General features: G+C 71.3%; 26 protein-coding genes and 1 pseudogene. 8 read left to right on the top strand and 19 right to left on the bottom strand.

Annotated features, from left to right (window positions below; translation table 11 throughout):
- Positions 1-9: 9 nt before the first annotated feature.
- The 11 genes and pseudogenes from ACIPPS_RS05395 to ACIPPS_RS05345 form a co-directional block, all read right to left on the bottom strand.
- Entirely contained in the window at positions 10-273 is a 264-nt protein-coding gene (locus tag ACIPPS_RS05395; RefSeq protein ID WP_401427034.1) for a hypothetical protein, read from the bottom strand.
- Positions 260-493, bottom strand: a complete 234-nt coding sequence (locus ACIPPS_RS05390) for a hypothetical protein (protein WP_401427032.1) — start codon at positions 491-493, stop codon at positions 260-262. Before ACIPPS_RS05390 ends, ACIPPS_RS05395 begins: the two co-directional genes overlap by 14 nt.
- Before the next feature lie 35 nt (positions 494-528).
- Positions 529-1,482, bottom strand: coding sequence for a peptidoglycan-binding protein (locus tag ACIPPS_RS05385; RefSeq protein ID WP_401427030.1), 954 nt, complete (start codon positions 1,480-1,482; stop codon positions 529-531).
- 43 nt (positions 1,483-1,525) lie between these two features.
- Positions 1,526-2,971 (bottom strand): phage tail protein, encoded by a 1,446-nt coding sequence (locus ACIPPS_RS05380; protein WP_401427028.1) that lies wholly within the window; start codon positions 2,969-2,971, stop codon positions 1,526-1,528.
- 311 nt (positions 2,972-3,282) lie between these two features.
- A complete protein-coding gene (locus tag ACIPPS_RS05375; RefSeq protein ID WP_401427026.1) occupies positions 3,283-3,999 on the bottom strand; it encodes a hypothetical protein in 717 nt (238 codons plus the stop codon).
- A 61-nt stretch (positions 4,000-4,060) separates the two neighbouring features.
- Positions 4,061-4,264 (bottom strand): annotated as a pseudogene (locus ACIPPS_RS05370) (hypothetical protein); the annotation flags it as partial.
- Positions 4,265-5,118: 854 nt separating this feature from the next.
- A complete protein-coding gene (locus ACIPPS_RS05365) occupies positions 5,119-6,321 on the bottom strand; it encodes a hypothetical protein (RefSeq protein WP_401427024.1) in 1,203 nt (400 codons plus the stop codon).
- Between the two features lie 49 nt (positions 6,322-6,370).
- The gene (locus ACIPPS_RS05360; protein WP_401427022.1) at positions 6,371-7,306 is read right to left on the bottom strand and encodes a phage distal tail protein; all 936 of its coding nucleotides are present in this window, start codon (positions 7,304-7,306) and stop codon (positions 6,371-6,373) included.
- 23 nt (positions 7,307-7,329) lie between these two features.
- Positions 7,330-8,619: a tape-measure protein gene (locus ACIPPS_RS05355; protein ID WP_401427020.1), complete on the bottom strand. Its 1,290-nt coding sequence runs from the start codon at positions 8,617-8,619 to the stop codon at positions 7,330-7,332.
- Entirely contained in the window at positions 8,616-9,815 is a 1,200-nt protein-coding gene (locus ACIPPS_RS05350; protein WP_401427018.1) for a phage tail protein, read from the bottom strand. The genes ACIPPS_RS05355 and ACIPPS_RS05350 overlap by 4 nt, the downstream gene beginning before the upstream one ends.
- 21 nt (positions 9,816-9,836) lie before the next feature.
- The gene (locus ACIPPS_RS05345; RefSeq protein WP_401427016.1) at positions 9,837-10,607 is read right to left on the bottom strand and encodes a hypothetical protein; all 771 of its coding nucleotides are present in this window, start codon (positions 10,605-10,607) and stop codon (positions 9,837-9,839) included.
- 77 nt (positions 10,608-10,684) lie between these two features.
- Between ACIPPS_RS05345 and ACIPPS_RS05340 the strand changes: the two genes are divergently transcribed.
- The gene (locus tag ACIPPS_RS05340) at positions 10,685-11,107 is read left to right on the top strand and encodes a hypothetical protein (protein WP_401427014.1); all 423 of its coding nucleotides are present in this window, start codon (positions 10,685-10,687) and stop codon (positions 11,105-11,107) included.
- A 21-nt stretch (positions 11,108-11,128) separates the two neighbouring features.
- On the opposite strand, the gene ACIPPS_RS05335 is transcribed toward ACIPPS_RS05340, so the two are convergent.
- From ACIPPS_RS05335 to ACIPPS_RS05320, 4 genes are all read right to left on the bottom strand, one after another.
- A complete protein-coding gene (locus ACIPPS_RS05335) occupies positions 11,129-11,491 on the bottom strand; it encodes a hypothetical protein (RefSeq protein WP_401427011.1) in 363 nt (120 codons plus the stop codon).
- A gap of 65 nt (positions 11,492-11,556) precedes the next feature.
- Positions 11,557-11,847 carry a hypothetical protein gene (locus ACIPPS_RS05330; RefSeq protein ID WP_260229420.1) on the bottom strand — a complete coding sequence of 97 codons (291 nt, stop codon included), beginning with the start codon at positions 11,845-11,847 and terminating at the stop codon, positions 11,557-11,559.
- Positions 11,848-11,941: 94 nt separating this feature from the next.
- On the bottom strand, positions 11,942-12,541 hold the full coding sequence (locus ACIPPS_RS05325; RefSeq protein ID WP_401427008.1) for a phage tail protein: 600 nt from the start codon (positions 12,539-12,541) through the stop codon (positions 11,942-11,944).
- Positions 12,542-12,680: 139 nt separating this feature from the next.
- Positions 12,681-13,088 (bottom strand): hypothetical protein, encoded by a 408-nt coding sequence (locus ACIPPS_RS05320; protein WP_401427006.1) that lies wholly within the window; start codon positions 13,086-13,088, stop codon positions 12,681-12,683.
- 253 nt (positions 13,089-13,341) lie between these two features.
- On the opposite strand from ACIPPS_RS05320, the gene ACIPPS_RS05315 reads away from it, so the two are divergent.
- Entirely contained in the window at positions 13,342-13,629 is a 288-nt protein-coding gene (locus tag ACIPPS_RS05315; protein ID WP_401427003.1) for a hypothetical protein, read from the top strand.
- A gap of 103 nt (positions 13,630-13,732) precedes the next feature.
- Here ACIPPS_RS05315 and ACIPPS_RS05310 read toward each other — a convergent pair whose 3' ends face one another.
- From ACIPPS_RS05310 to ACIPPS_RS05300, 3 genes are all read right to left on the bottom strand, one after another.
- Positions 13,733-13,939, bottom strand: a complete 207-nt coding sequence (locus ACIPPS_RS05310) for a hypothetical protein (RefSeq protein ID WP_401427000.1) — start codon at positions 13,937-13,939, stop codon at positions 13,733-13,735.
- Complete coding sequence (locus ACIPPS_RS05305; RefSeq protein ID WP_401426997.1) at positions 13,936-14,838, bottom strand: hypothetical protein; 903 nt, start codon at positions 14,836-14,838, stop codon at positions 13,936-13,938. Before ACIPPS_RS05305 ends, ACIPPS_RS05310 begins: the two co-directional genes overlap by 4 nt.
- 161 nt (positions 14,839-14,999) lie before the next feature.
- Complete coding sequence (locus ACIPPS_RS05300) at positions 15,000-15,332, bottom strand: WhiB family transcriptional regulator (protein ID WP_401426995.1); 333 nt, start codon at positions 15,330-15,332, stop codon at positions 15,000-15,002.
- Positions 15,333-15,515: 183 nt separating this feature from the next.
- On the opposite strand from ACIPPS_RS05300, the gene ACIPPS_RS05295 reads away from it, so the two are divergent.
- From ACIPPS_RS05295 to tuf, 6 genes are all read left to right on the top strand, one after another.
- Complete coding sequence (locus ACIPPS_RS05295; RefSeq protein ID WP_401426992.1) at positions 15,516-15,953, top strand: helix-turn-helix domain-containing protein; 438 nt, start codon at positions 15,516-15,518, stop codon at positions 15,951-15,953.
- 491 nt (positions 15,954-16,444) lie between these two features.
- Positions 16,445-17,506, top strand: coding sequence for a hypothetical protein (locus tag ACIPPS_RS05290; protein ID WP_401426990.1), 1,062 nt, complete (start codon positions 16,445-16,447; stop codon positions 17,504-17,506).
- Positions 17,507-17,821: 315 nt separating this feature from the next.
- Positions 17,822-18,193: a 30S ribosomal protein S12 gene (gene rpsL / locus ACIPPS_RS05285; protein WP_003948652.1), complete on the top strand. Its 372-nt coding sequence runs from the start codon at positions 17,822-17,824 to the stop codon at positions 18,191-18,193.
- Between the two features lie 2 nt (positions 18,194-18,195).
- The gene (gene rpsG, locus ACIPPS_RS05280; RefSeq protein WP_003966970.1) at positions 18,196-18,666 is read left to right on the top strand and encodes a 30S ribosomal protein S7; all 471 of its coding nucleotides are present in this window, start codon (positions 18,196-18,198) and stop codon (positions 18,664-18,666) included.
- A gap of 39 nt (positions 18,667-18,705) precedes the next feature.
- Positions 18,706-20,835: an elongation factor G gene (gene fusA, locus ACIPPS_RS05275; protein WP_329117174.1), complete on the top strand. Its 2,130-nt coding sequence runs from the start codon at positions 18,706-18,708 to the stop codon at positions 20,833-20,835.
- Positions 20,836-20,985: 150 nt separating this feature from the next.
- Positions 20,986-22,179 carry an elongation factor Tu gene (tuf, locus tag ACIPPS_RS05270; protein ID WP_147980746.1) on the top strand — a complete coding sequence of 398 codons (1,194 nt, stop codon included), beginning with the start codon at positions 20,986-20,988 and terminating at the stop codon, positions 22,177-22,179.
- 119 nt (positions 22,180-22,298) lie between these two features.
- On the opposite strand, the gene ACIPPS_RS05265 is transcribed toward tuf, so the two are convergent.
- On the bottom strand, positions 22,299-24,347 hold the full coding sequence (locus ACIPPS_RS05265) for a PIG-L family deacetylase (protein WP_401426987.1): 2,049 nt from the start codon (positions 24,345-24,347) through the stop codon (positions 22,299-22,301).
- Positions 24,348-24,788: the final 441 nt, after the last annotated feature.

Genomic DNA, 24,788 nt, shown 5'->3' with positions numbered 1-24,788 from the left:
GGCGGGCGGTTATCGGCCCGCCAGTTCCCAGACCGCCAGCATCAGGCCCGCGCTTGCCGTGAGGGCCGCGATGCTGGTCAGGGGCCAGCGGGAGCGCTCCAGGGCGTCCAGGCGGGTTTCGTGGTCGGCGAGTTGCTTGTCGGACTGGTCGCTGCGCTGGACGAGCAGGGCGAGTGAGCCGTCGACGCGGGCCAGGCCCGCCTCCAGGGTTCCTCGCATGCGTTCCAGCTCGACCGCCACGGTGACCGGGTCGTGCTGGTCAGACTCGATCATCGGCCGCCCCCGGGGTGGTGCGCAGCCAGCCGGGCAGCAGATGCTGGACGGCCGGGACGGCCATGATCCGGGTCAGCGCGCCGGCCACGGCCAGCGCCCCGGCGACCCAGGGGAGGGTCGAGGGGAGGCCGGAGGCGTCGACGAGCGCGGGGAGCACGACGGCGATGCCGACGGCGGACTGGAGAACGGTACGAGCCGTGCGCTTGGCGGCATCGGACATCGGGGGCTCCTTCTGTGGGTGGGGGACGGAGACGGTCAGCGCGTGTACGGGACCTTCAGCGCGTTCCAGGAGGTGCGGCCGGGCCAGCCGTCCGCGTCGGAGCCGCGGAAGCCGAGCTTGCGCTGCCACTTCGCGTAGCTCCGGCGGTCCGCCTCGCCCCAGCGCGGGGACGGGCCGACGGTGTAGGCCGAGCAGCCCTCGGCGACCAGGCGGCGGCCCATCGCCGTGACGATCGGCGAGCTGGGGTTGGCCGTGAAGAACGCCGCGCCGGGGAAGGGCTGGTAGCGCGGGGCGGCGGTGTCCTTCGCGGGCGCGGTCGGCTTGGCGCCCGGTGTGGCCGGCTCGGCCCCGGGCGCCGGGGTCTTGGACGGCGCGGCGGCCAGCCGGGCGGCGATACGGGACCGCAGGTCGGGCATGGTGAAGCCGCGCGGGTCGCTCTTGTGGTCGGACCACTCCAGGTGGCCGATGACGGACTTCGCGCTCCAGCCGTGGGCCCGGCAGATCGCGGCCGAGGCCCGTTCGATGGCGTCGAGCTGGGCGGCCGGCCAGGGGTCGGCACCGTCGCCGAGGTTGACGCACTCGAAGCCGTAGAAACGGGCGTTGCCGTCGACCGAACCGGCGCTGCCCTGGTGCTCGTTGGTGGCCGGCGGCTTCGTTCCGTAGTTCTCGGCCACCACCGCCGCCAGCACGTCCGGGTCGCCGCCGCCGGCGTGGTTGGCGCGGCCGTTGCCGACGAGATACACGGTGCCGTCCTTGGCGATGACGCCGTGGCAGAGCGGTCCGGGCAGCGCCGCGTAACCGTCGTAGCAGAGGTCGACGGATCCGGCGGTGCCGCTGGAGACGGTGTGGTGGATCATCACGCCGTTCAGCGGGCCCCAGGCGCCGACGTGGTTGCGGTTGTGGGTGCGCCATTCGCGGTGCTCGACGACGGTGACGCCTTCGGCGAGGAGCGCGGCGACGAGCTGGTCCGCGGTGAGCGGAGTGGCCATGGTGGGTCCTTTCGTGTGCGGGTGGGGCTGGGACCACCGGGTCTCAGGCCAGTGCCGCCCAGATCGCGTTGGAGTCGGCGAGCACGGTCGACGTGGAGAACGAGTTGGGCAGCGTGGTCTGCCCGGTGGTGGAGAGCCGGCCGTGGCGGATGAACGCGCCGGGCATCCGGGCGCTGCCGCCCGGGGAGGCGCCCATGCTGGCGGCGCGCATGAACGCCGGGCCGTTGGTGTTGGGGCTCGGGCCGTTGATGAGCAGGGCGACCCAGTAGTTGCCGGGGGCGGCGTTGTACTGCGCGGTCAGCGGCAGCACCGCGGTCTTGCCCTCGGTGGCGGTGAGCAGGGTGGAGAGCGCGGCGGTGGTGCCGACCTTGGCGCCGGCGCTGGTGTAGAGGCCGGCGAAGGAGTTGGCGCTCAGGGTGTTGCCGACGTAGCCGGGGATGTAGAAGACGACGTTCTTGACGGTGGTCGGCGCGTGCAGCGGCACGCCGATGAGGTAGAGCCAGCCGTTGATGCAGTACTGGGCGGAGGCGGCCGACGACGAGGCGGGGTCGTACGCCCAGCCCGAGAAGCCCATCGAGGCGGGCGAGAAGGTTCCCGCCGAGGCCACCGCGTCGACGTAGCCACGGCGGGCCAGCTGGTTGGCGTTGGCCGGGTCGACGGTGGCCGACGGCGGTACGGCGAAGGTCTTCGCGCCGGCCACGGCCTGGTCGCCGGTGAGCAGCACGGCGTCGCCGGCCTTGACCGCGGAGACGTCGGCGGCGGTCAGCGCGACCGTGCCGGACTGGCCGTTGACGGACTTGACCGGGGCGTTGTTGATGCCCAGGTAGCGGGCGTCGCCGGCGGCGGGGGTCAGCGCGCCCAGGTCCGTGGCGGCGAGCACGACCGCGCCGGTCTTGCCGTTGACCGAGGAGACCGCGCCGCCGAGGGCGGGCAGCTGGGCGGCCGGGACCTTGCCGTCCGGGCCGAGCTGCGCCACGCCACCGGCCACGCCGGCCCTGGTGGTCGCGATCGCGGCCACGTCGGCGGCGGTGAGGGTGATGTCCGGCGTGGTGCGCCCGTTGACCGAGCGGACCGGTCCGGCCGGGCCCTGCGGGCCGAGTTCACCGGCCGGGCCGGGCGGGCCGGGGACGGCGACGTACTGCGGGGTGCTCGGGTCCGCCGGGGCGATGTCGGCGAGGTCGACGGTGGGGCGGGCGACGGGCAGCACGATCTGGTACGCCCGTGTGGCGCCGAGCCCGCCGAGCTTCTCGGTGACCCGGTAGGTCCACTCGACGGGGTTCCAGCCGGGGGTGTCGGTGGCCGGCAGGACGACGCTGATCCGGCCCTCGGCGTCGAGGGTGGCCCGGGTCGGACCACCGACGAAGACGTCGGCCTCGGCGTGGGTGAGCAGGGACGGCGGGCGGAACTCGACGGTCCCGGTCATCGGACTGCCGTCCGGGGTCAGGTAGCGGGCGGTGACGCGCACCGTGGGAATGGTGATGGGCAGCACGGATGTGCCTCCTTGCTCGGGTCGTGGGGCCTGGGGCCGGGGGGATGGGGTCCCGGCCGGTCCGGGCGGGGCGCCGGAGTGGCGCCCCGCCCGGGGGAGGGGCGCCGGCGCCGGGGCGAAGCTCCGCCCGGGGAGGGGTGCCGGCGCCGGGCGGGTGTCGGCTCAGGGCGGGGCTCCGCCCGGGAGGGGTGCCGGCGCCGGGCGGGTGTCGGCTCAGGGCGGGGCTCCGCCCGGGAGGGGTGTCGGCGCCGGGCGGGTGTCGGCTCAGGACGGGGCTCCGCCCGGGGGTGCCCACACGGGTGGGTGTCGGCTCAGGACTGGATGCCGTACAGCGCCAGCGGGCGGCAGCGGATCGTGTCGCCGGCGGCCGCCACCTTCGCCTGCACCTCGAACACGGCGGTCGCGCCGAAGTCGACGGAGAGGGGTTCGGTGAAGACCAGACCGGGGCCCGGCGAGCCCACCCCGCCGACCGGCGTGCCGTCCACGAGCAGCTGGACCTCGGCGCCGGCCGTGCCCTGGGCGGCTATGTGGCAGTACAGCCGGGGGTGCTGGACGATGCCCGGGCCGCGGTAGAGCGTGGTCCAGGTGGTGGCGCCGGTGCCCTCCCAGCGGGCCGTGTCGACCGGCTCCGGCAGCGGGTACGGGATGTACGGGCGGGCCAGGCCGTGATGGGCGGCGTCGTCGGCGACCACCACGTTGCCCCGCCGGTCGAAGATCTGGACCGGCTGCGTGGGCAGGGTGTCCGGCGCGCCGGTCCACACCGTCAACGCGAGCGACCCGTCGTCGCGCCGGACGACCAGCCCCTGCTGCGGGGTCTTCTCGTTCCGGTCCGGCTCGACCTTGCCCAGGTACAGCAGGTCCTCGCCGCCCTTGGTGCGGACCCGGAGCCGGCCGCCGTCGCCGATGACGACGTCGCCGCCCATGATCTCGTTGAGCGCCGGGTTCGTGTTGGCACTGCCCATCAGGTCGCGGATCTGCCGCTCCAGGGTGCGGATGCGGTCCAGCAGATCCGTCGGAATGATCGCCAAGGGTCTACACCCCTTCCAGGTAGAGCGTGGCCGTCTCGGGCTTGGTGCGCTGCGGCGGTTCGACGGCCAGGCCGACGATCCGGTACTGCTTGTCGAGCCCCTCGGGGTGCCACAGGTCCCGGATCCGGAGCCGGATCCGGGCGCCGAGCAGCGCCGGGGTGATGCGCCCGTCGACCCGTACGGTGAGTTCCGGGATCTGCTCAGGGCGCCGCTGGCGGGCCAGTTCGGCCTTGGCCAGCGAGCCGAGCGTCGCCTCGTCCTTCACCCCGCTGTGGTCCGAGCTGAGCTCCAGCCGGGGCCAGCCGGCCCGCAGGTCGTCCTCCTCGATCGCGCGGACGGTCAGGGGCGTGGAGTCCTTCGACTGGTCGGTGTTGTCCGACTCGCCGCGGGCCACCCAGACGTTCGCCTGCACGGTGGAGTCCGTGGGCAGGCTGTACGTCAGGATCTGACCGGGGTGGTCCAGGACGATGTCGGAGGAGCTCGCCTGGATGGTCGGGTGGCCCAGCTGGAGGCGCTTGACCCGGCGGCCCTGCGCGTCCCGGTAGCAGTGCACCCGCCATTCGAAGCCGTCGGCGAGCTGGCCGAGCTTGTCGAGGAGTTCGCGGATCCGGGCGAGTGCGGTGTACCCGTACGCGAAGTCCCTGCGGATGCCCGACAGTTCGGCGCCGAGGCTGATGCCGATGTCACCGCCGAGCTGCTCCTGGGCGTGCGTGACCAGGGCGCGCGCGATCTCGAACTGGTCGGTGGCGGTGCCCACCAGGTCCCCGGAGAGGATCCGGTGGTCCAGGTACGAGTCGAAGGTGCCGGCCTGGAACTGGACCTGGCTCCGGCCCCGGTCGTCGGTGGACGGGGTGCAGGTCCAGAGCACCCCGCCCCACCAGATGTCGCCGTCGCGCTCCAGCCAGACCGCGGTGCGGCCCGGCTGGAGCGCCGCCTTGGCCCGCACCGCGAGGGCGGGGTTGGGCAGCGGGACGGTCGCGGACAGCGATCCGGACTTGCCGATGAAGTCGTCGAACTTGGTCTCCGTGAGCGGGAGTACGTCGAGGACCTGATCGGTGCGCAGATCGCAGAAGAGGGCCCGGTAGACGGGCGTGGCGACGGTGTGTGTCATCGGGCGGCTCACAGCACCGGGTCGACGCGGATGTACCGGTTGTCGTACCAGGCGTTGTTGCTGGCGGCGGACGACTGGTAGGCACCGACCGCGTTGTACACGGTGTGCGGCTTGAGGCCGGTGACCCGGAACATGGTCGAGACGGAGTAGTTGGACCGACCGGACACCACTGCCGCGCGGCCCTCGTCGGCGGCGAGGACGAGCGTGCTGCCCTGGCGGATGTTCACCGACATGCGGCAGGTCGTGCCGTCCACCGCGTTGCCGCCGTGGAAGCCCACGGAGATCAGCACCGCCCCGGAGACCGGCGTGGTGAAGGTGGTGGCGATGCCGGGCGAGGTGGTGTCGGTGACGACCTCGACCCAGGCGGTGCTCTTGCAGTAGCCGCCGTCGGCGTTGGAGGCCCAGCCGGTGGTGGGGACGACGGGCCGCCAGACCGTGCCGTCCCAGCGCTGGAGCCGGCCGCCCTCGTCGCGGAACTGGCCCTCGTACTCGCCGCTGGCGAGTGCGCCCTGCGGGGCGATGCCGCCGATCTGCTTCGGGTACGAGACCCAGCGGGCGGAGTCCCAGCGCTGGAGCTGCGACGCGTTGTCCCGGTACTGGCCCGGGTAGCCGCCCTTGACGTCGCGGTTCCAGGACTCCGGGATGATGCCGCCGACGGAGACGGTCGGGTGGCGCAGGTCGTAGACGGCGGTGCCCCAGTCGAGGCCGCCGGTGCCGACGGACACGCCGGCCGGGACGGTGACGCGGGCCAGGCCGATCGCGCCCTCGGGGACCGCCGGCGTCTTCGGGTCGGGCTCCGGGGCGCCCTTCAGGATCTCCAGGACGGCTTCGGTGCGGCCGATGATCGGGTCGGACTGGGCGTCGTACACGCGCAGCAGGACCAGGTCGATCCGCGGGTTGTTGGCGTCGCCGTCGTCGAAGGTGACCTGGGTGTAGTCGGTGAGGACGACCGGGTAGGCGCCGGCGGCGGCCTTGCCCTGGATGACGGCCCGGCCCGGGGAGACGTTCGCCGTCATGCCGGCGGTGTCCCCGTACACGTACAGGGCGTCCATGATGTAGAGGCCGTCCTTGGCGCCCGGGACGATGCCGGAGGCGGTGGACAGCGCGCCGGTCGGGGCCATGGTGCCGATCGGGGCGAGCCGGGTGTCGGAGCGGGACTGGCCGGACTCGGTCTCGGTGCGGTTGATCAGCCAAGCGCTGCGTACGGGCATGGTTCCTCCTGGAATGCGGATTGCGGAAGGTGGGGTCCGGTCGGGCCGGTCACCAGTGGGAGTCGCGCCAGCGGACGGTGGCGGAGGCCCGGGGATCGGGGGTCGCGTCGTTGGAACGGAAGGCCAGCCCCGTGTTGCCGGGCTCCAGGCGGAACAGCTGCTCCGGAGTGGAGGCGGGGGTGGCCGTGTAGAGCCGGGACGCGGTGCCGTTGAGGAGGACCGTGCCCGCCTCGGTGTCGACGGTGAGGATGTCGCCGACGCCCAGGGCGATGTCGTACTGGAGCTGTCGGCCGTCGCTCATCCGCGTCAGCGTCGGCCTGCGGACCGGGCCGCGGAACTCGACGACCGGATGCGCGGGCGCGCCGCCGTCGTTGACGGCGGTGAAGCTGCCGGCGATGCCGGTGCCGCCCCAGTCCAGCGGCAGGGTGAGGCCGCTGCCCGCCTCGCTCTCCCAGACCAGTCCGGGTTCGGAGACCGGCAGGCCGGCCTGGCCCTGACGGAGGGCCGCGCCGAAGCGCCGCGGGTCGGTCGCCGTCCACTGGAGGGAGGCCTTGGCCAGTCCCTGGCGTACGTACGACCGGTCCTGCGGCACGACCCGGCGGCTGACCCGGGCGCGGACCGCGAGGGTCTCGCCGTGCAGCCGGACCGCGAGCCAGCGTTCGCCGCCCTCGGGGCCGGTGGCCGCGCGGAAGGCGGCGGTGGTGTCGAGGGCCCGCTCGGTGGTCGGCGGGACCAGCCAGACGGTGGTGCCGACGAGCCTGGGCTGCGCCCAGACGGCGCCGGGCCAGGCACCGTGCTGGTCGGGTCGGGGCACGTCGCCGGTGTCGAGGGTGGGCAGGTCGTCCCAGCCGGTGAGGCCGGAGCGGTCGATCTGGTACGGCGTACCGGGTCCCATCAGCAGTCCGGCCCACTGGATCTGCCCGTCGCGGGTGATCAGTGAGCCGGGTGCCGTCTCGTCCGTGTACGCGATGGTGGTCTCGGCCATGACGGGCCGTCACCTCCCTTTCGTCAGGCTGCGGTCCTGTGCAGGAACAGCAGGTCCTCGGCGATGGCGTGGGCGCTGCGGCCCGCCGGTTCGCGATAGGTGTGCAGCCGGGCGCGCTCCACGTGCGGGGCGGGCGCGGCGCGGTGGCCGGCCTCGGCCGGGCGGAGTCGCTCCAGTGAGGAGAGCGGCCGTACGGCGGAGGCCCCGCCGCCGGGCGAGGGGTGGACGACGCCACCCTCGGCGAGCTGCGGGATCTTCGAGATGTTGACGCCGAACTTCTTGCCGAGGAGGGAGAAGCTGAGGCTGTTGAGGCCGTCGATGACCCAGTTGGCGAAGGCGATGAGCCCCTTGATCGGGCCGGTGATGACCCCGGCCAGGGTCTGCAGCCCGGTGGTCATGAAATCGCCGATGCCGCCGAGGGTGCGGGACGTGGCGTCCTTCACCCGGGTGAACATGTCGGGGATCTTCTTGGTGATCCAGTCCAGGGTGGGCTGGATCGCGGTCTTGAAGGAGTTCCAGGGCCGTCGGACGAGGTCGCTGAGGGCCTTCGTGGCGCTGGAGATGGCGTCCCTGGCCTTGCCGAAGTCGCCGGAGACGACTGCGCCGATGACCTTCAGGACGCCGTCGATGATGGTCTGGACGGCCTTGAAGTACTGGGCGACGACGGTTCCGTAGGCGGTGACGACCGGCCCGAGGAACTTGAAGATGGCCTCGAAGGTCTTCCGCACCTGGTCGAAGACCTGCTTCATGATCCGCTGGCCCGTCTCGGTGTTCATCGCGTACGTGATGAGGGCGGCCAGCAGCGGGACGATCAGCCCGGCGAGGAAGCCGAGCGGGTTGGCGCGCATCGCCACGTTGACGCCGGTCATGACACCGGCGGCGACGGAGAGCCCCTTGCCGAGGACGCCCATGATCCGGGAGAGGGCGCCGGAGGCCTTGCCGAGCAGACCGGCGACGCCGCCGAAGGCCGAGCCGCCGGAGACGATCGACTTCAGCGGCGCGGAGCTGCCTTTGGCTTTGGTGCCGACGGACCTGAGCTTGGGGGCGGTGGTGGTGGCGGTGCGGCCGACCTTGGTGAGGGACTGGGCGGAGGTGTCGGCTCGGGCCTTGACCTGTTGGAGCTGGGTGGCGGCCGCCGAGGCTCCGCTCCGAATCCGGTCCATGGCGGTGGAGCCCTGTCCGGCGGCACGTTGGACGGCCGCCAGCGCGCGCGTGGCCGCCTGGGCCTGGACCCGGAACTGGGCGGCCGCGCTCGGGACGCCGCGCAGGTGGCCCAGGGCCAGGTTGATGGAGGCGACGGCGGCGGCAGTCATCCGCGGGCCTTGGACAGGAACAGCAGGGCGTGCGCGGTCTGCTGGAGGTCGTTGCCGGCCGCTTCGTAGTAGTTCTCGATCTGGAAGCCGTGCGTGGCACCGGCGCCCGCGTTCATCGCCTGGGCGCGGCTCGCGCGGGCGGTGTGCCGCAGCAGCCGGTCCAGCTTGGAGAGCGGCAGGACGGCCTCGGCCTCACCGGCCTCGGCGACGATGGCGTGCACACCGCCGCGGCGGGGCTGGACGACACCGCCCTGGGCGAGCTGCGGGATCTTCGGCAGGTTGACGCCGAAGGTCTTGCCGCCGACGAGCGGGACCCAGCCGGGGATCGAGACCTTGATGCCGTTCAGCTTGCCGATCGCGCTGTTGATCAGGCCGATCACGGCGTTGATCGGGCCCTTCACGGCGCCCTTGATCTTGTCGAAGGCCCGGCCGGCGATGTCCTTGAGGCCGCCCCAGATGCTGGAGAGCTTGTCCTTGACGGCGCTGAACGCCCGCGGGACGACGTCCTTGATCCAGTTGACGACGGGCATGATGATGCCCTTGATGCCGTTCCAGACGCCGGAGATGACCGACTTCACGGCGTTCATCACCGTGGTGATGATCTTCTTCCAGGCGTTGAAGTACTTCGAGATGACCGTCTGCACGGCGCTGACGACGACCGAGATGGCCTTCTTGATACCGTCCCAGACCTTCTTGATCAGCGCCCCGGCCTTCGTCATGATCGGTCCGACGACCTTCATGACCGTGCTGATGACCTTCTTGATGGCGTCGAAGGCGGTCTTGAGCACCTTCTGCATCGTCTTGGAGCGGGTGGCCATGTCGACCACCTTTTCGATGAGCGGCATGAACAGCTCCATGAGCCGGGCGATGAAGTTGCCCTTCATGGACTTGTTGAGGCCGTTCATGCCCTTGGAGGCGTTGTCGGCGCCCTTCTTGAAATTGCCGACCTGGGTTCCGCTGGTGGTGCCGGTCTTCCCGGCCTTGGCGAGGGACTTCTCCGCCTTGTCGGCGGCGGACTTGAGATTGTTGAGTTCGCGCGTGGAGCCCTGGGCGGCGCTCCGGATGTTCTTCAGACCCTGCTCGCCACGGGTGGCGCTGGAACGGAGACCGCCCAGGGCGCGGTCCGTGGCGGTGGATTTGGACTGGAGGTCCTTGAAGGACTGGGACGCTCTGCCGAGCGAACGTACGAGAGACATGGGCCACCGGGTTTCTGTGAGTCAGTTGCCGACGGCGCCCGCCGCGCGGTTCGCCGCGTTCGTCACTCCGTCGGCCGCCTGGGCCGCGTTCCGGAGGGCGCCGGCCGCCTGAGGAGCGACCGGGGTGACCTGGGGCGCGGGGTTGGCGGGAGGCCGCCGGGGCGCGGGGCCGCCGGGCTGGCGTGCGGGCGGTTGGTTGCGGGGCGGAGTGGTGGACGGCTGGTTCCGGGGCGGTTGGCCCCCGCCGGGCGTGGTGCCGGGCGGCCGGGTTCCGCCGCCCGGGGGGCGGGTGCCGGGCGGCTGGGTCCCGGGCGGCTGTGTCCCGTCTGCCGGCGGCTGGTTGCGGGCAGCCGCCGCCGCGGCCTCCGTGTTGCGACGTTCGTTCTCCGCGTGCGCTTGTGTCTCCGCGCGACGGAGAGCCCGCTCCTCCCCTCGTTGGATCATCCCCTGGGTCTGGAGAAATCCATTTCGATACTCGAGGTTGTACTTCTGCATGAGCAGTTCTTCGACGCTGAACAGAGCGGGGAGCGTCGCCAGAATGGGGACCCATTCCATTTTGAAGACGGTGAACTCACTCTTGATGGAGTTGAGTTCTGTGGCGACCCAGTGATCCCAGTCCTTTACCCGCTCTGCCTTGTCCTCCTTGTCCTTGTCCTTGTCGTAGGCGTCGATCGCTGCCTTGACGTCGGCGGCGCTGGTGAGATTCTTCTTCTCCGCCTCCGCTGCGGCGTTCTTCCGCTCCTCCGCAAGGGCCGCTTCGAGCTCTTTCGGTGTGATGTAGTCCTCGGCCACCTCGAGGTCCTCCTCTGTGGGGCGTGAGTTGTAGACTGCGCGGACTTCTGTGATAGCCGCGCAACCTGGGGGGTTCCGTGCAACTGGCGATCCGCGTGGCGGACGTTTCGGCCTTTCTGTGGCTCATCTGTTTCCCGCTCGCAGCCCTCAGCCTGTTCTCCCTGCCGCATCAGCTGCGCGATCGCCGGCTGAGGCGCAGGGGTGTCAAGACCGACGCCGTCTGCGAGGAACGCATCCGTCGGCAGGGGCTCACCGTCGTCAACGTCCGTTGCAGTTACCAGTCCAGCGATGCGCGGCGCTTGCGGGCGACGATCAGCAGCCCGAAACCGGCTCCGGAGCTCGGAGAGATCTTCAAGGTCGTGTTCGACCCGGCGAAGCCGTCGGTGGTCGTGCCCGCCCAGTACCTGGCCTCGAAGGAGCCACGGTTCGGGTACTTCAGCCAGGCCGCGCTCGTCCTGGTCGCGGGCACCGCCGCACTGCTGACGTTCGTCATCGGCTGAGCCGGGGGCGGACGAGGGGCGTCAGCTGAAGAACCGCGCCAGTTCGGTAGGGCTGAGTGGCTCCGGCTCGGCGTCCGGGCGGACATCCGGGGCGACCGAGGCCCCGGCGTCAGCCGCCGGGACGTTCGCCCCGTCGCCAGGACGTGGCACCGGCCTCGGCGGATCCAGCGGTTCGGAGTCCTCGGCCGAATTGACGCTCGAGAACATCCAGTTGGCCACCGCCAGGTGGTCCACCACCGCGGCCAGCAGGTAGTCCGTCGTGCTCCACTCGGCTGCCTCGCCGTCCGTCTCGCTCAGCAGCGCGCTGTCCCGCGGCATGTGCTTGATCAGCACCGCCAGCCGGCGGGCCGAGAGCCGGTCGCGGTGCCAGTCCAGGAGGTCCACTCCGTAGTGACGGAGCAGGTCGGCCTCTAGTGCCTCGGCATGTTCCTCGACGAACTCGTCGAGGCTCAGCCTTCCCCCAGGGCCAGCCCCGTCTCCTGGCCGTAGGCGTTCAGGATCGCCGCGATGTCCTGCATCGTGACGCTGTGCTGCTCGAAGCGGGCGAACTGCTTCTCGCCCATGAGCAGCTTCAGCAGCCCGTCCACGTCGTCGTCGGCGAGGCCGCGCAGCGCCTTGGCCGTCGCGCGCGTGAGTTCGGTGGGGAGCTCGAAGGTGTCGTCGTCCAGGTCGAAGGACCAGGACTTGCCGAGGGCCTCCATGCGCTGGGCGCGGGCGGCGTTGACGTTGAACGAGGCCATGGGTGTCTCTCCGTAGAAACGTAGGAACTGCGAGAAGGGGGTGGGGTGTGCGCCGGGCGGGAGCGGACGGGCCGCTCCCGCCCGGCGCACGGGGTTACGCGGGGAGGGCGTACGCCGGGTCCTTCATGACGAAGGTGGCCAGCGGCTCGCCGTCACCGCCGGACAGCGCGGTGAAGGTGACACCCAGCGACGCCGCCGACTTGCGGGCGAGCTTGATGTCGTCGGTGGCCGTCACCTGGCCGCGCGGGATGACGAAGCGGTACGTGACGTCCTTGCCGTCGGTGAACTCCAGGCCGAGGGCGCGCTCGTCGAAGGTCGGGCCGTCCGCGACGTCGAAGGTGAAGACGCCCGGGTTGCCGGTGCCGCCGGGGACGATGTCCGTCTTGCTGCCGCCCATGAAGAACGGCAGCGTGTCCTCGTTGAACTGGAGCATCGAGAACTTCAGCGTCAGGTCGCGGTCCGAGTAGACGAACCGGGCCGGGCTGATCGACTGCCACGTCTCGACCGGGTCGAGCTTGTCCTTCTTGGAGAAGGTCACGCCGTCGGTCGAGGTGTAGCCGAGGTCGGTCCAGCCGGTGCCCCAGTCCGTCGCCGGGTTGGCGGAGAAGGTGGTGGGGAGGGGGGCGCCGAGGTTGGCGACCAGGACACGTCCGGTGCCGGCGACGCGGATCTCGGACGAGGAGTTGCCTGCCATGAATTTCTCCTGTGGGTGTGAGAGGTGTGCCGTGGGTACGGCAAAGGCCCCGCCGGAGCCGGCGAGGCCTGATCTGTGGGGCGTACGGGACGGGTGACGAGACGGACGACGGGAGTCGGTCCGTGCGTCGGTCCGTGCGTCAGTCCGTACGCAGGGAGAGGCGCAACACGCAGAGGTAGCGGTTGGCCGCGGTGTAGAGGTAGTCGGGGTACCAGCGCGGGCCGTCGGCCTCGACGACGTCGCTGATGAACGTGGTGCCGTAGGTGGTACCGGCGGCGTTCAGCAGCTCCGCTCGGGCCGCGTTGGCCAGTACGTGGGCGGTCGGCTTGTCGGGTCCGTAGACCTCCAGCTCGATCAGCGGCTGGTCCAGGTGGAGGTCGTCGATCCAGGCCCCGCCACGGCGGGAGACGATCACGGCCCGCTGGGTGCCGTCGAAGCCGGCCGGCGGGGTCTCGTCGACGATCGCCCCCGCCAGCTCCGGCCGGTCGGAGAGGAGGTCCACGACGATGGCCTCCACGTCGGGGAAGGTGCTCGGGGCTGAGCTCATGACGGGGCATCACTCCTTTGCGTACGGACTGTGCGTACGGACTGTTCGTACGGACCTGGCATACGGGTGCGGCGGAGCCGTGCCCCGGAGGGATGGGGGCACAGCTCCGCCGCTGCACCTATTGTGATTGAGATCGTGCGAGCGCGCAACTAGTTCGCGCGCGGCCGCACTTCGAGGGTGCGGCGAGTGGTGCCGTGACCCTCCAGCGCGTTACTCTCGGGACTTCGAACAGAGATTCGAAAGGTAGGTGCGCGTGGTCAGCAGTGCCGGCAGTGCGCAGGAGCGGCTGACCGAGGTGGTCGCGGCAGCCGTGGAAGTCGCCGCCGAGGCGGGGGAGACCGGCTCGTACACCGCCGAGGTCGGCAGAACGCTCACCGCTCTGGTGGAGAAGGTGGGGGCGCGGATCGCCGTGGAGTCCGAGATACGAGGGTTCAGCAGCGGCTGGCAGGAGGCCGTCGAGGCGAGCTACGGGCCCGACCTCGGCGGCGGAGCCCGCGCGCGGGTCCTACGGATACGACCTGAGGGGGATGCCGGAAGGTGAGACCGGAGAGACGAAAGAGGCGGCCGCCCCTCAGGGGCGACCGCCTCTTCTTGTCACGCTGTCGGTGTACGCACGCGCGACGCCGTCGGTGCGCGAACGCGCGCTACGCGCGGCGGGCCGCTCGCTCCGCCGCGAACACGTCCTCCAGGCGGTAGAGCTGCGCCCGCCCCTGCCGCCCGGCCGGCACGAGATGGCCGAGCTGGACCCACTTGCGGATCGTCGCCGGCACGACGCCGGCCTCCGCCGCGGCGAGGGCCCCGTTGATCAGCGGGATGCGGGCCTGCGTGACGGTGACCGTGGCCGTGCTCATCGGCGTACTCCTTCGTCGGTGGTGTCCATGGAGGCGGCGATCTCGCCGCGGTCCGCGCCTGCCGCGCTCGCCAGCGCGTCCCAGTCGCGGTCGTGCCACACGTGCCGGTACGCCGGGTCCGTCCGGCAGTCGCACGCGGTGTCCGCGCAGCGGCAGGAGGGGTTCACGCAGAGCACCGCCCGGCGCGCCGGAAAGGCGCGCAGCGACACCGAGTCGCACCACGGACAACGGCCGCGCACCCGCACCATCGACTCGGCGTCGCCGAGCGCGCGGGCGCAGCGGCGGGCCATCCGGCGGCTCTCGTCCCGTACGTGCTCGGCGAGGGCCGGATACACCGAGACCTCGCCCAACAGGCCCACGATCCGGGCCAGTCGCTCCGGCACGCGCGCGTGGCGCGGCCGTCCGAGGCCGAGCTTGTCGTGCACGGCCTCGTCCAGTTCGACGACCCCGTCGGTGATGTCGCGGATGGCGTCGGAGATGTGCAGCCGGATCGGCGCGGAGGAACGGCCGGGAACGGTGAGGCCGTGCCGCTGCTGGACCAGGAGGGCGTCGCGCCGCTCCTCACGCAGCAGTTCGGGTGCCGGGCTACGGGGCGCGGACGCGGGGCCGGCACCCGCGGAGCGCCGGCCCGGGGCGAGCTCGGTGAGGAGTTCGGGGAACTGGCGGAGCAGCGCCTCGATCCACAGCGCGGCGTCACGCAGGGCACCCTGCGCCCGCACGCCGTCGGCGGTACGGGACAGCTCGGTGTGGGAGGCCTTCGTGCGGGACGCCTCCGTGCGGGACGCCTCGGCGCCGCTGCCGGTGTGGGGCGTGGTGCCGGTGTGGGTGCCGGTGCCGGACTGGGGGCGGGGGTGGGCGACGGTGCGGGCGTGGGTGCGGGTGTCCTTGGGGGTGTCCATGGGGCCTCCGGGGTGGTGCGGAGCGCGGGTCGCGCGCGGGTGCGGGCGCCGGCGGGCGCGGTGAGAGAGGAGCGGGAGGTGGCCACGGGCGAGCGGCGTACGCGCCGGAGCCTCGGGTGTCCCCGGACCGGGCGTAGGTCGCGTACGCGCCGTGTACGCGATTACGTCTCCTGTGCTGCGTACGACTCCCGGCGCGCAGTGCGCGGGCGCGCAACATCGGCGCCCCGGAGACGGACCAGTCGGCCGTTCCGCCACAGGCGGCCCGCGCTCACTCCGTCGAAGAAGCTCTCCGCCGGCGCCACGGTCTCCTCGCACTGCCGCACCACCGGGCACCGCTCGCACGCCTTCAGCGCAGGTCGGGCCTCTGCTTCCCGGCGGGCGAAGACGATCTGCGGGGGCAGTCCCGAGCAGGCGGCGGCAGCGCGCCAGCCGAAGAACTCCAGGGCCTCGGAGAGCGGCAACGCTGCTACGGGTGGGGCGGGTGTGGCGGACATGCGGCAACTCCAGGGTCGGCGGGACCGTTGCGAATCCGCACACTGACATGTTGCGCGTGCGCACGCAACTCGGTTCGGAAGCCACCCTTCGCAAAATCGACACGTTGCGCGCGCAGGAGCACGTAATTCCGTGCGCGCAAGCGCGATAGTCTTGGGGCCCGCTTCGGAGGGAGGCGACCACCCATGACCGCCAATGACCTGGACCAGTTCGCCGCCTGGATCGAGGAACTCATCCGTCGCCGCGGTTACGACATCGACAGCCCGCGCGGCGGCGGCAAATCCAGGCTCGCGGACGAGGCGGGCGTCCACCGCGCGGCCATCACCCGGCTGCTGCAGCGCCAGAGCATGCCCGACCTGGAGACCACCAGGCGGCTCGCGCACGTCCTCGACGTCCCGGTGCGCGACATGCTGATCCGCTCGGGCCGGCTCACCGAGGAGGATCTGCCGATGCCGCCGGCCGCCGAGCCCGTACCGGCGGCGGCCGAGACGCGTCAGCTCACCCTGGAGGAGGCGGCCGCCGGGCTCGGCGTCCCGGCCGACCAGCGGGAGATGTTCATCAAGGTCGCGGGTCAGTTCCTGCCGCAGGCGCCGGCTCGCCGGGCCCCGCTCGCCCAGGACTGATCCCCGGCCCGCCCGCCCAGGACCGGTCCACTGCCCGCCCAGGACCGACCCACTGTCCGCCCAGGACCGGTCCACTGCCCAGCCGAGCGGGAACCCTCGCCCGCCCCGGTCCGAACCCTCGCTCGCTCAGGGCTGAACTCCCGTCCGCCCGAGGGTGATCCGGCCTGCGCGTCAGGATCGAACCGGCCTGGGGGTGAGGATCGGTCCGGCCTGCCCGCCGGGATCGATCCGGCCTCCGGCCAGGAGGGATCGGCCCGGGTGTGCCCTGGGCGGCCCGGCCGCCGGGCCGCGTGCCACCGCGCCCGGAACCGGCCCGTCGACCGCGATCACTCGCGCCTCCGCCCTCCGTAAGGGCGCGGAATCCCGTCCTCCTCTTGACCCCCAGTAAGCTGTCACGGCCTGTCCCCCCACTCCACAGGCTGAACGCCCCCCGTAAGAGTTCGGCGGCGCTCCGAGGAATGCCCTCCGACGCATGGGCAGAAATGGCGGGGATGGGACGCGAACGAGAGATGCGGATGGCCGGGGGCGACGGGACGGCGGGCGGTGTGCCACCAACGGCGCCGCCCCCGAAGCCGTCGGCTCCTCCGCCGCCGGTCGGCCCCTCCGTGCCGGACGCCGGCGCGCCCCAGGCGGAGCCGGGCTCCGAGGCCCGCCTCCCGGGCGAGCCCCCGGCCGACCTGCCCGGACTGCTGGGCTTACTCGGCCGGCTGCTCGAGGAGCACGCCCCCGACGAGGTCGCCGTCCTGCTGCGCGAGGAGATCGAGCGCCGCGAGATCGCCGCGTACGCGAACGGCTGGCGGGACGCCGCCGCCGAGTACGGTCCGGCCCTGGACGAGGCGCGTGCCGCGGCCGCCCGGGTCAGGCCGCTCCGGCTCGTCGGGCGCACCCCCGGCCAGGCCGCCGTCATCCCGTTCCCGACGGACCGTCAGGACCTCGTCGGAGGACCGTCGGCGGGCGCGGAGGGCACCCCGGCCGCCCGCGACGCGCCGCCCCCGCCCCCGGCCGAACCCGCGGACGCCGAGGCGCGAGACGCCGAGGCGCGAGGAGCGGGGTCGGGGGAGGCTGTGGATGCAGGGGAGAGCGCCCGTCCGGCGTTCGTCCGCAAGAGCCGCAAGTCGAAGGTTCCGACCATCCCGCGCCTCCCCGGCCCCCGCCGCACCCGCGCCGACCGCGGCGAGCGCACCGACCCGGGCGACCCGGGCGACAGGGCCGACCCCGGAGACCGCGGCGACCAGGGCGACCGCAGGCCCCGGCCCGACTCCGGTGCCCGAGCCGACCCCGGCGACCGGCCCGACTCCGGTGCCCGAGCCGACCCCGGCGACCGGCCCGACTCCGGTGCCCGAGCCGACCCCGGCGACCGGCCCGACCCCGGCGACCGGTCCGACCCCGGTGCGCGGACCGACCCCGGCGACCAGGGCGACCGCAGGCCCCGGCCCGACTCCGGCGACCGCACTGACCCCGGCGGTCGCAGCACCCCGCGCGGCCGCAGTGACCCTCGTCACCGCCCCCCGCCACCGGACGCCGACGGCGCCCGTCAGGACGCCGACACCTGACGGGCGTGCCGCCTCCGGCGTGACCTTGTGCGAGCCCCTCTCGACAGAGCGTTCGCCGAGGTCGGCCGGGTCCCCGGGTGCCCGGGCATTTGTTTTGACCGGAGTCCATGCGGTAGGTACGCTCAGACCTTGTGCCTGGGGTGTGCCTGGGCTCGCGTGCGTGTCATCAGCCGCATGACGAGTCCGTTCACGGCCACCGCAATCTGTGTGTTTTCCGCCCCCGGCGGAGGTCCGCAGTATTCGACACACCCGACCGCGTGGGTCGGACAGTGTTCCAGGTTAGTTTTACGACGGCACACAGAAACCGGAGAAGTAGTGCCTACGATCCAGCAGCTGGTCCGGAAGGGCCGGCAGGACAAGGTCGAGAAGAACAAGACGCCCGCACTCGAGGGTTCCCCTCAGCGTCGCGGCGTCTGCACGCGTGTGTTCACGACCACCCCGAAGAAGCCGAACTCGGCCCTCCGTAAGGTCGCGCGTGTGCGTCTGACCTCGGGCATCGAGGTCACGGCCTACATCCCGGGTGAGGGTCACAACCTGCAGGAGCACTCCATCGTGCTCGTGCGTGGTGGCCGTGTGAAGGACCTGCCGGGTGTTCGTTACAAGATCATCCGCGGTTCCCTCGACACGCAGGGCGTCAAGAACCGTAAGCAGGCTCGCAGCCGCTACGGCGCCAAGAAGGAGAAGTAAGAATGCCTCGTAAGGGCCCCGCCCCGAAGCGCCCGGTCATCATCGACCCGGTCTACAGCTCTCCTCTTGTCACCTCGCTGATCAACAAGATCCTGCTGGACGGCAAGCGCTCCACCGCCGAGCGCATCGTCTACGGCGCCATGGAAGGCCTCCGCGAGAAGACCGGCAACGACCCGGTCATCACGCTGAAGCGCGCCCTCGAGAACGTGAAGCCGTCCCTCGAGGTCAAGTCCCGCCGTGTCGGTGGCGCCACCTACCAGGTGCCGATCGAGGTCAAGCCCGGTCGCGCCTCCACCCTCGCGCTCCGCTGGCTCGTGGGCTACTCCCGCGCCCGCCGCGAGAAGACCATGACCGAGCGCCTCATGAACGAGCTCCTCGACGCCTCCAACGGCCTCGGTGCTTCGGTCAAGAAGCGTGAGGACACGCACAAGATGGCCGAGTCCAACAAGGCCTTCGCGCACTACCGCTGGTAGTCGCAACCCACATCGAGACCGAGAGAAGACTGAGCCGATATGGCTACCACTTCGCTTGACCTTGCCAAGGTGCGCAACATCGGCATCATGGCTCACATCGACGCGGGCAAGACGACCACCACCGAGCGGATCCTGTTCTACACCGGCGTTTCGTACAAGATCGGTGAAGTCCACGACGGCGCTGCCACGATGGACTGGATGGAGCAGGAGCAGGAGCGCGGCATCACGATCACGTCCGCCGCGACGACCTGCCACTGGCCGCTCGAGGACGTCGACCACACCATCAACATCATCGACACCCCGGGCCACGTCGACTTCACCGTCGAGGTGGAGCGTTCGCTCCGCGTGCTCGACGGTGCCGTGACGGTGTTCGACGGCGTCGCCGGTGTCGAGCCCCAGTCCGAGACTGTCTGGCGTCAGGCGGACCGCTACGGCGTCCCGCGTATCTGCTTCGTCAACAAGCTCGACCGTACGGGCGCCGAGTTCCACCGCTGCGTCGACATGATCGTGGACCGCCTCGGCGCCGTCCCGATCGTCATGCAGCTGCCCATCGGCGCCGAGATGGACTTCCAGGGTGTCGTGGACCTCGTCCGCATGAAGGCCCTGGTCTGGTCCGCGGAAGCGACCAAGGGCGAGATGTACGACGTCGTCGACATCCCGGCCACGCACGTCGAGGCCGCTGAAGAGTGGCGCGGCAAGCTGGTCGAGACCGTCGCCGAGAACGACGAAGAGATCATGGAGCTCTTCCTCGAGGGCGTCGAGCCCACCGAGGAGCAGCTCTACGCCGCCGTCCGTCGTATCACCATTGCCTCCGGCAAGGGTGGCGGCGAGAAGACGATCACCCCCGTCTTCTGTGGCACCGCGTTCAAGAACAAGGGCGTCCAGCCCCTGCTCGACGCGGTCGTGCGCTACCTCCCCTCCCCCCTGGACGTCGAGGCCATCGAGGGCCACGACGTGAAGGACGCGGAGCTGGTCGTCAAGCGCAAGCCGTCCGACGAGGAGCCGCTGTCGGCTCTGGCGTTCAAGATCGCGAGCGACCCGCACCTCGGTAAGCTCACCTTCGTCCGGATCTACTCCGGTCGCCTGGAGGCCGGCACCGCGGTGCTGAACTCCGTCAAGGGCAAGCGTGAGCGCATCGGCAAGATCTACCGCATGCACGCGAACAAGCGTGAGGAGATCGACTCGGTGGGCGCCGGCGACATCGTCGCCGTCATGGGCCTGAAGCAGACCACCACCGGTGAGACGCTGTGTGACGAGAAGAACCCGGTCATCCTGGAGTCCATGGACTTCCCGGCGCCGGTCATTCAGGTCGCCATCGAGCCCAAGTCCAAGGGTGACCAGGAGAAGCTGGGTGTCGCCATCCAGCGTCTCGCGGAGGAGGACCCCTCCTTCCAGGTGCACTCGGACGAGGAGACCGGCCAGACCATCATCGGTGGTATGGGCGAGCTTCACCTCGACATCCTCGTCGACCGTATGCGTCGCGAGTTCAAGGTCGAGGCGAACGTCGGCAAGCCGCAGGTCGCGTACCGCGAGACGATCCGCAAGGCCGTCGAGCGACTGGACTACACCCACAAGAAGCAGACCGGTGGTACCGGTCAGTTCGCCAAGGTGCAGATCGCGATCGAGCCCATCGAGGGTGGCGACTCGTCGTACGAGTTCGTGAACAAGGTCACCGGTGGCCGCATCCCGAAGGAGTACATCCCTTCGGTCGACGCCGGTGCGCAGGAGGCCATGCAGTTCGGCATCCTGGCCGGCTACGAGATGACTGGCGTCCGCGTCATCCTTCTCGACGGTGGCTACCACGAGGTCGACTCCTCCGAGCTCGCGTTCAAGATCGCCGGTTCGCAGGCCTTCAAGGAGGCCGCGCGCAAGGCTTCGCCGGTCATCCTCGAGCCGATGATGTCCGTCGAGGTCACCACGCCCGAGGACTACATGGGCGAGGTCATCGGTGACATCAACTCCCGCCGTGGCCAGATTCAGGCCATGGAGGAGCGCAGCGGCGCTCGCGTCGTGAAGGGCCTCGTGCCCCTCTCGGAGATGTTCGGCTACGTCGGAGACCTCCGCAGCAAGACCTCGGGTCGCGCAAGCTACTCGATGCAGTTCGACTCCTACGCCGAGGTTCCGCGGAACGTCGCCGAGGAGATCATCGCGAAGGCCAAGGGCGAGTAACTCACCCGAGTGCACGCTTTAGGCTTGACACCGTACGCCGGGGCTCGGAATTCGAACCCGAAGAAAGAGCCCCCGGCGGACGGCATCCCAGCAAAGATCACCTGGCGCCGATGAGTAAGGCGTACAGAACCACTCTCCAGGAGGACCCCCGTGGCGAAGGCGAAGTTCGAGCGGACTAAGCCGCACGTCAACATCGGCACCATCGGTCACATCGACCACGGTAAGACGACCCTCACGGCCGCCATTACCAAGGTGCTGCACGACGCGTACCCGGACCTGAACGAGGCCTCGGCCTTCGACCAGATCGACAAGGCTCCTGAGGAGCGCCAGCGCGGTATCACCATCTCCATCGCGCACGTCGAGTACCAGACCGAGTCGCGTCACTACGCCCACGTCGACTGCCCCGGTCACGCGGACTACATCAAGAACATGATCACGGGTGCCGCGCAGATGGACGGCGCCATCCTCGTGGTCGCCGCCACCGACGGCCCGATGCCGCAGACCAAGGAGCACGTGCTCCTGGCCCGCCAGGTCGGCGTTCCGTACATCGTCGTCGCCCTGAACAAGGCCGACATGGTGGACGACGAGGAGATCCTGGAGCTCGTCGAGCTCGAGGTCCGTGAGCTCCTCTCCGAGTACGAGTTCCCGGGCGACGACCTGCCGGTCGTCAAGGTCTCGGCGCTCAAGGCGCTCGAGGGCGACAAGGAGTGGGGCCAGTCGGTCCTGAACCTGATGGCCGCCGTCGACGAGGCGATCCCGCAGCCCGAGCGTGACGTCGACAAGCCGTTCCTGATGCCGATCGAGGACGTCTTCACGATCACCGGTCGTGGAACCGTCGTCACCGGTCGTATCGAGCGTGGTGTCCTCAAGGTCAACGAGACCGTCGACATCGTCGGTATCAAGACCGAGAAGGTCACCACCACGGTCACCGGCATCGAGATGTTCCGCAAGCTGCTCGACGAGGGCCAGGCGGGCGAGAACGTCGGTCTGCTCCTCCGTGGCATCAAGCGCGAGGACGTCGAGCGCGGCCAGGTCATCATCAAGCCGGGTTCGGTCACGCCGCACACCAGCTTCGAGGCCCAGGCCTACATCCTGTCGAAGGACGAGGGTGGCCGTCACACCCCGTTCTTCAACAACTACCGCCCGCAGTTCTACTTCCGTACCACGGACGTGACCGGCGTCGTGACCCTCCCCGAGGGCACCGAGATGGTCATGCCGGGCGACAACACCTCCATGACCGTCGAGCTGATCCAGCCCGTCGCCATGGAGGAGGGCCTGAAGTTCGCCATCCGTGAGGGTGGCCGGACCGTGGGCGCCGGCCAGGTCGTCAAGATCAACAAGTAATTGTCGATCGCTTGACCTGCGCCGCTCCTGACGGAGCGTCATGAGAGGGCCCCCGGCCCGCCGTTCGCGGCGGGACGGGGGCCCTCTTCGTTGTTCGTGCCACGAGCCCTGCGAGATGTCTACGAGGTCGAGGTCGCGCCGGTGCGCTTCGCCGGACGCCACACCCACGGGTGCGCGTCCGCGCCCAGGCCCACGGCGACCGGGCCGCCGGGCAGCAGCCGCAGCGCGGGGGCCTGCACGGCCGCCGCCCCCTGCGTGCGGGTCCAGAGCCGGCCGCCCCGGCGCAGCTGGATCCGACCGCGCAGGTCCCGACCCAGCAGAACCGTTCCGCCGGCGTCGGCCGCCGCGGCCACGGAGCCGTACCCGTCGAAGGACGCGTTCCCGCGCCGCGACAGCAGCTCCTTCGTGGCCGGCCTGCGGTAGTACACCTCCACCCCGGCGCGGCCCTGGGCCGGTACGGCGGCGACCGGGTCGCCCGCGAGGGGGAGCGGTGCGGCGGGCGTGGAGTCGATCCAGTGCTGTACGGAGTTCCGGCCGGCGCCGAGGACGTGGACCCGGCCCGCGCCGTCGACCACGACCTCCAGGCCGTCCTGGATCTCCTCGGCCCTCGGGAGGTCCCGCCACGAGGACCAGGCGCCGTCGGTCTCCCGCACCCGCGTCGACACGCCCTTGTCCGCGTTGCGGAGGAAGAGGTGGACGCGGCCGTCCGGGGTGGCGACCGCGACCGGGACGCCGATCCGGCGGCCCCGGTCGTCCTTGCGCTCCGGATTGCCCAGGCCCCGCCAGGCGAGGAACGGGCCGTCGGGGGAGCGCTGCTCCAGCAGGACGACCTCCCGCTCGTTGGGCCCGCCGCGCCCGGCGAGGGCGGCGAAGCGGACGCCGAACAGCAGGACGCGCCCGTCGGGGAGGGTGGCCGAGCCGAGCGCCGGCACCAGCGGCCCGCCGCCCAGGTCCGTCGGGTCGCCCCAGAGCCCCGAGCCCCGTTCGGTCTCCCGCCAGCGGACCGCGCGCAGTCCGAGCACCCCGTAGGCGTCGAGCCGCCCGTCGGACCGGGCGACGACGGCGGGGCCGGCGCCGGGCCAGCGGTGGTGGGTCGCCCGGACCCAGCCCTTGCTGTTGGTGAGCGGGCGGCCCCCGCCGACGCTGTAGTCGCCGCAGCCCGAGGGGTTGCCGCACTCCCAGGCGGGATCGCCGCCGTACGGGAGGAGGTGGCCGGCCTTCTCGTCGAGGACCTGCGGGGGGAGGTTCTTGGGCCAGTGACGGTTGTAGTAACCCCGGAAGGCGGTCGCCACGAAGGCCGGTATCTGGCCCGGGCCCTTCTGGTCCTGGGCGACCCAGCGTATGAGCGCGGCCCAGGAGAAGCAGGCGGCGGCGGTGTGGGCGCCGTGGTCCGAGTAGCCGGGCTGCTCGGCGTCCCGCTTGCGGGTCGCCGCGTCGCTGAGCTGGATGTCCGGGTCGGGGTCGAGGGTCTGCACGATGGTCGGCCGGTAGCGGTCGAGGAGGCCGACGAGGACGTCGATCAGCTGGTCGTGGTCGTAGGTGTCGGAGCGGTCGACGGGAGAGTCCGCGGACAGGTGGGTGCGCAGTTCGAGCGCGCGGTCGCGCCAGAGGGCGGGCAGGGCCATGTAGCGCCGGGGGGCGTGCTCGGGCAGGTTGAGGAAGATCAGCTCCACCCGGCGGCCGTCGTGCACCAGCGTGTTGATCTCGGCGCGCCGCCCGCCCTGAAGGGTGATGACGCCCTTCTGCCAGGGGGTGAACGTGTCCAGCCCGAGGAGCGTCGCGTACGCCTGGCGCAGGCCCTGGTGGCGCGCGGAGGAGTAGGCGGCCCGGTCGGGCTTCGCGGGCGGCATGCCCTTGACCCGGTTCACCCCCTCGTGCTCGCCGGCCGTGACGTAGACGGAGACCAGCGGGACACCGGCGTCGAGCATGCGCTGGGTGTCCGGGTTCATGAAGTAGAGGTCGTCGTCCGGGTGCGCGGCGAACTGCAGGAGCTGCGCGCGTCGGGTGGAGACGATCGGCACCCCGGGCGCGGGGTCGGCGACCGGCTGGGTCCGGCGCGGGGCGGGCACGGAGCATCCGGCGAGAAGGGCCGTACCGAGGGCGGCGGCGCCCGCCAGCACTCCGCGTCGTCGGGGCAGACCGGCCCCGGGCAGCTCGGATCTGTCCACTGGTGATGTCCCCCCGTACCGCGCACATGCCCTGGAATCCGCGGAACGCCTGTTCAGGCCTGCTTCCGCGACTGGCTAGACGGGATTACGGGGGCGGGGGTTGCCCTGGAATCGGTCAGGTGACCGAGGGATGAGGGCGATGTGCGTCACAGGAAGGGTGACGATGCCGCTCGGAGGGGAACCGCCGAGCGGGGCCCGTGACGCCTCCGAGCCGTGCGGCACACAGCGATGCGCAGGGCTGAATCGGCGCGCTCCCCCGGGGCGGGCGTTTGACGTGCGTCACGTCCGGGGTATTCTCTCCGGCTCGATTGGCCAGCGCTGCACCCCGTATGGCAGACTGTCGGGGTTGCTCGGTTGAGTGCCGATGCTGCACGCCTCCCGTCGGGGGGACCGGAAGCGAGTCCCACAGTACTCGTCGCTCCTTCTCAGGAGCGGACGTAC

The sequence above is a fragment of the Streptomyces sp. NPDC090127 genome (assembly GCF_044746945.1).
Classification (GTDB): Bacteria; Actinomycetota; Actinomycetes; order Streptomycetales; family Streptomycetaceae; genus Streptomyces.
The sequence above is the reverse complement of the archived record's forward strand: the minus strand, read 5'-3'. Positions and strand labels throughout refer to the sequence as shown.

Bases quoted from the DNA above. Each gene is read 5' to 3' on its own strand.
- ACIPPS_RS05360 (WP_401427022.1), bottom strand. From the start codon at position 7,306: ATGGCCGAGACCACCATCGCGTACACGGACGAGACGGCACCCGGCTCA.
- ACIPPS_RS05365 (WP_401427024.1), bottom strand. From the start codon at position 6,321: ATGCCCGTACGCAGCGCTTGGCTGATCAACCGCACCGAGACCGAGTCC.
- ACIPPS_RS05350 (WP_401427018.1), bottom strand. From the start codon at position 9,815: ATGTCTCTCGTACGTTCGCTCGGCAGAGCGTCCCAGTCCTTCAAGGAC.
- ACIPPS_RS05390 (WP_401427032.1), bottom strand. From the start codon at position 493: ATGTCCGATGCCGCCAAGCGCACGGCTCGTACCGTTCTCCAGTCCGCC.
- ACIPPS_RS05385 (WP_401427030.1), bottom strand. From the start codon at position 1,482: ATGGCCACTCCGCTCACCGCGGACCAGCTCGTCGCCGCGCTCCTCGCC.
- ACIPPS_RS05300 (WP_401426995.1), bottom strand. From the start codon at position 15,332: ATGTCCGCCACACCCGCCCCACCCGTAGCAGCGTTGCCGCTCTCCGAG.
- ACIPPS_RS05310 (WP_401427000.1), bottom strand. From the start codon at position 13,939: ATGAGCACGGCCACGGTCACCGTCACGCAGGCCCGCATCCCGCTGATC.
- ACIPPS_RS05305 (WP_401426997.1), bottom strand. From the start codon at position 14,838: ATGGACACCCCCAAGGACACCCGCACCCACGCCCGCACCGTCGCCCAC.
- ACIPPS_RS05395 (WP_401427034.1), bottom strand. From the start codon at position 273: ATGATCGAGTCTGACCAGCACGACCCGGTCACCGTGGCGGTCGAGCTG.
- ACIPPS_RS05320 (WP_401427006.1), bottom strand. From the start codon at position 13,088: ATGAGCTCAGCCCCGAGCACCTTCCCCGACGTGGAGGCCATCGTCGTG.
- ACIPPS_RS05330 (WP_260229420.1), bottom strand. From the start codon at position 11,847: ATGGCCTCGTTCAACGTCAACGCCGCCCGCGCCCAGCGCATGGAGGCC.
- rpsG (WP_003966970.1), top strand. From the start codon at position 18,196: ATGCCTCGTAAGGGCCCCGCCCCGAAGCGCCCGGTCATCATCGACCCG.
- ACIPPS_RS05295 (WP_401426992.1), top strand. From the start codon at position 15,516: ATGACCGCCAATGACCTGGACCAGTTCGCCGCCTGGATCGAGGAACTC.
- ACIPPS_RS05290 (WP_401426990.1), top strand. From the start codon at position 16,445: ATGGGACGCGAACGAGAGATGCGGATGGCCGGGGGCGACGGGACGGCG.
- ACIPPS_RS05355 (WP_401427020.1), bottom strand. From the start codon at position 8,619: ATGACTGCCGCCGCCGTCGCCTCCATCAACCTGGCCCTGGGCCACCTG.
- fusA (WP_329117174.1), top strand. From the start codon at position 18,706: ATGGCTACCACTTCGCTTGACCTTGCCAAGGTGCGCAACATCGGCATC.
- ACIPPS_RS05325 (WP_401427008.1), bottom strand. From the start codon at position 12,541: ATGGCAGGCAACTCCTCGTCCGAGATCCGCGTCGCCGGCACCGGACGT.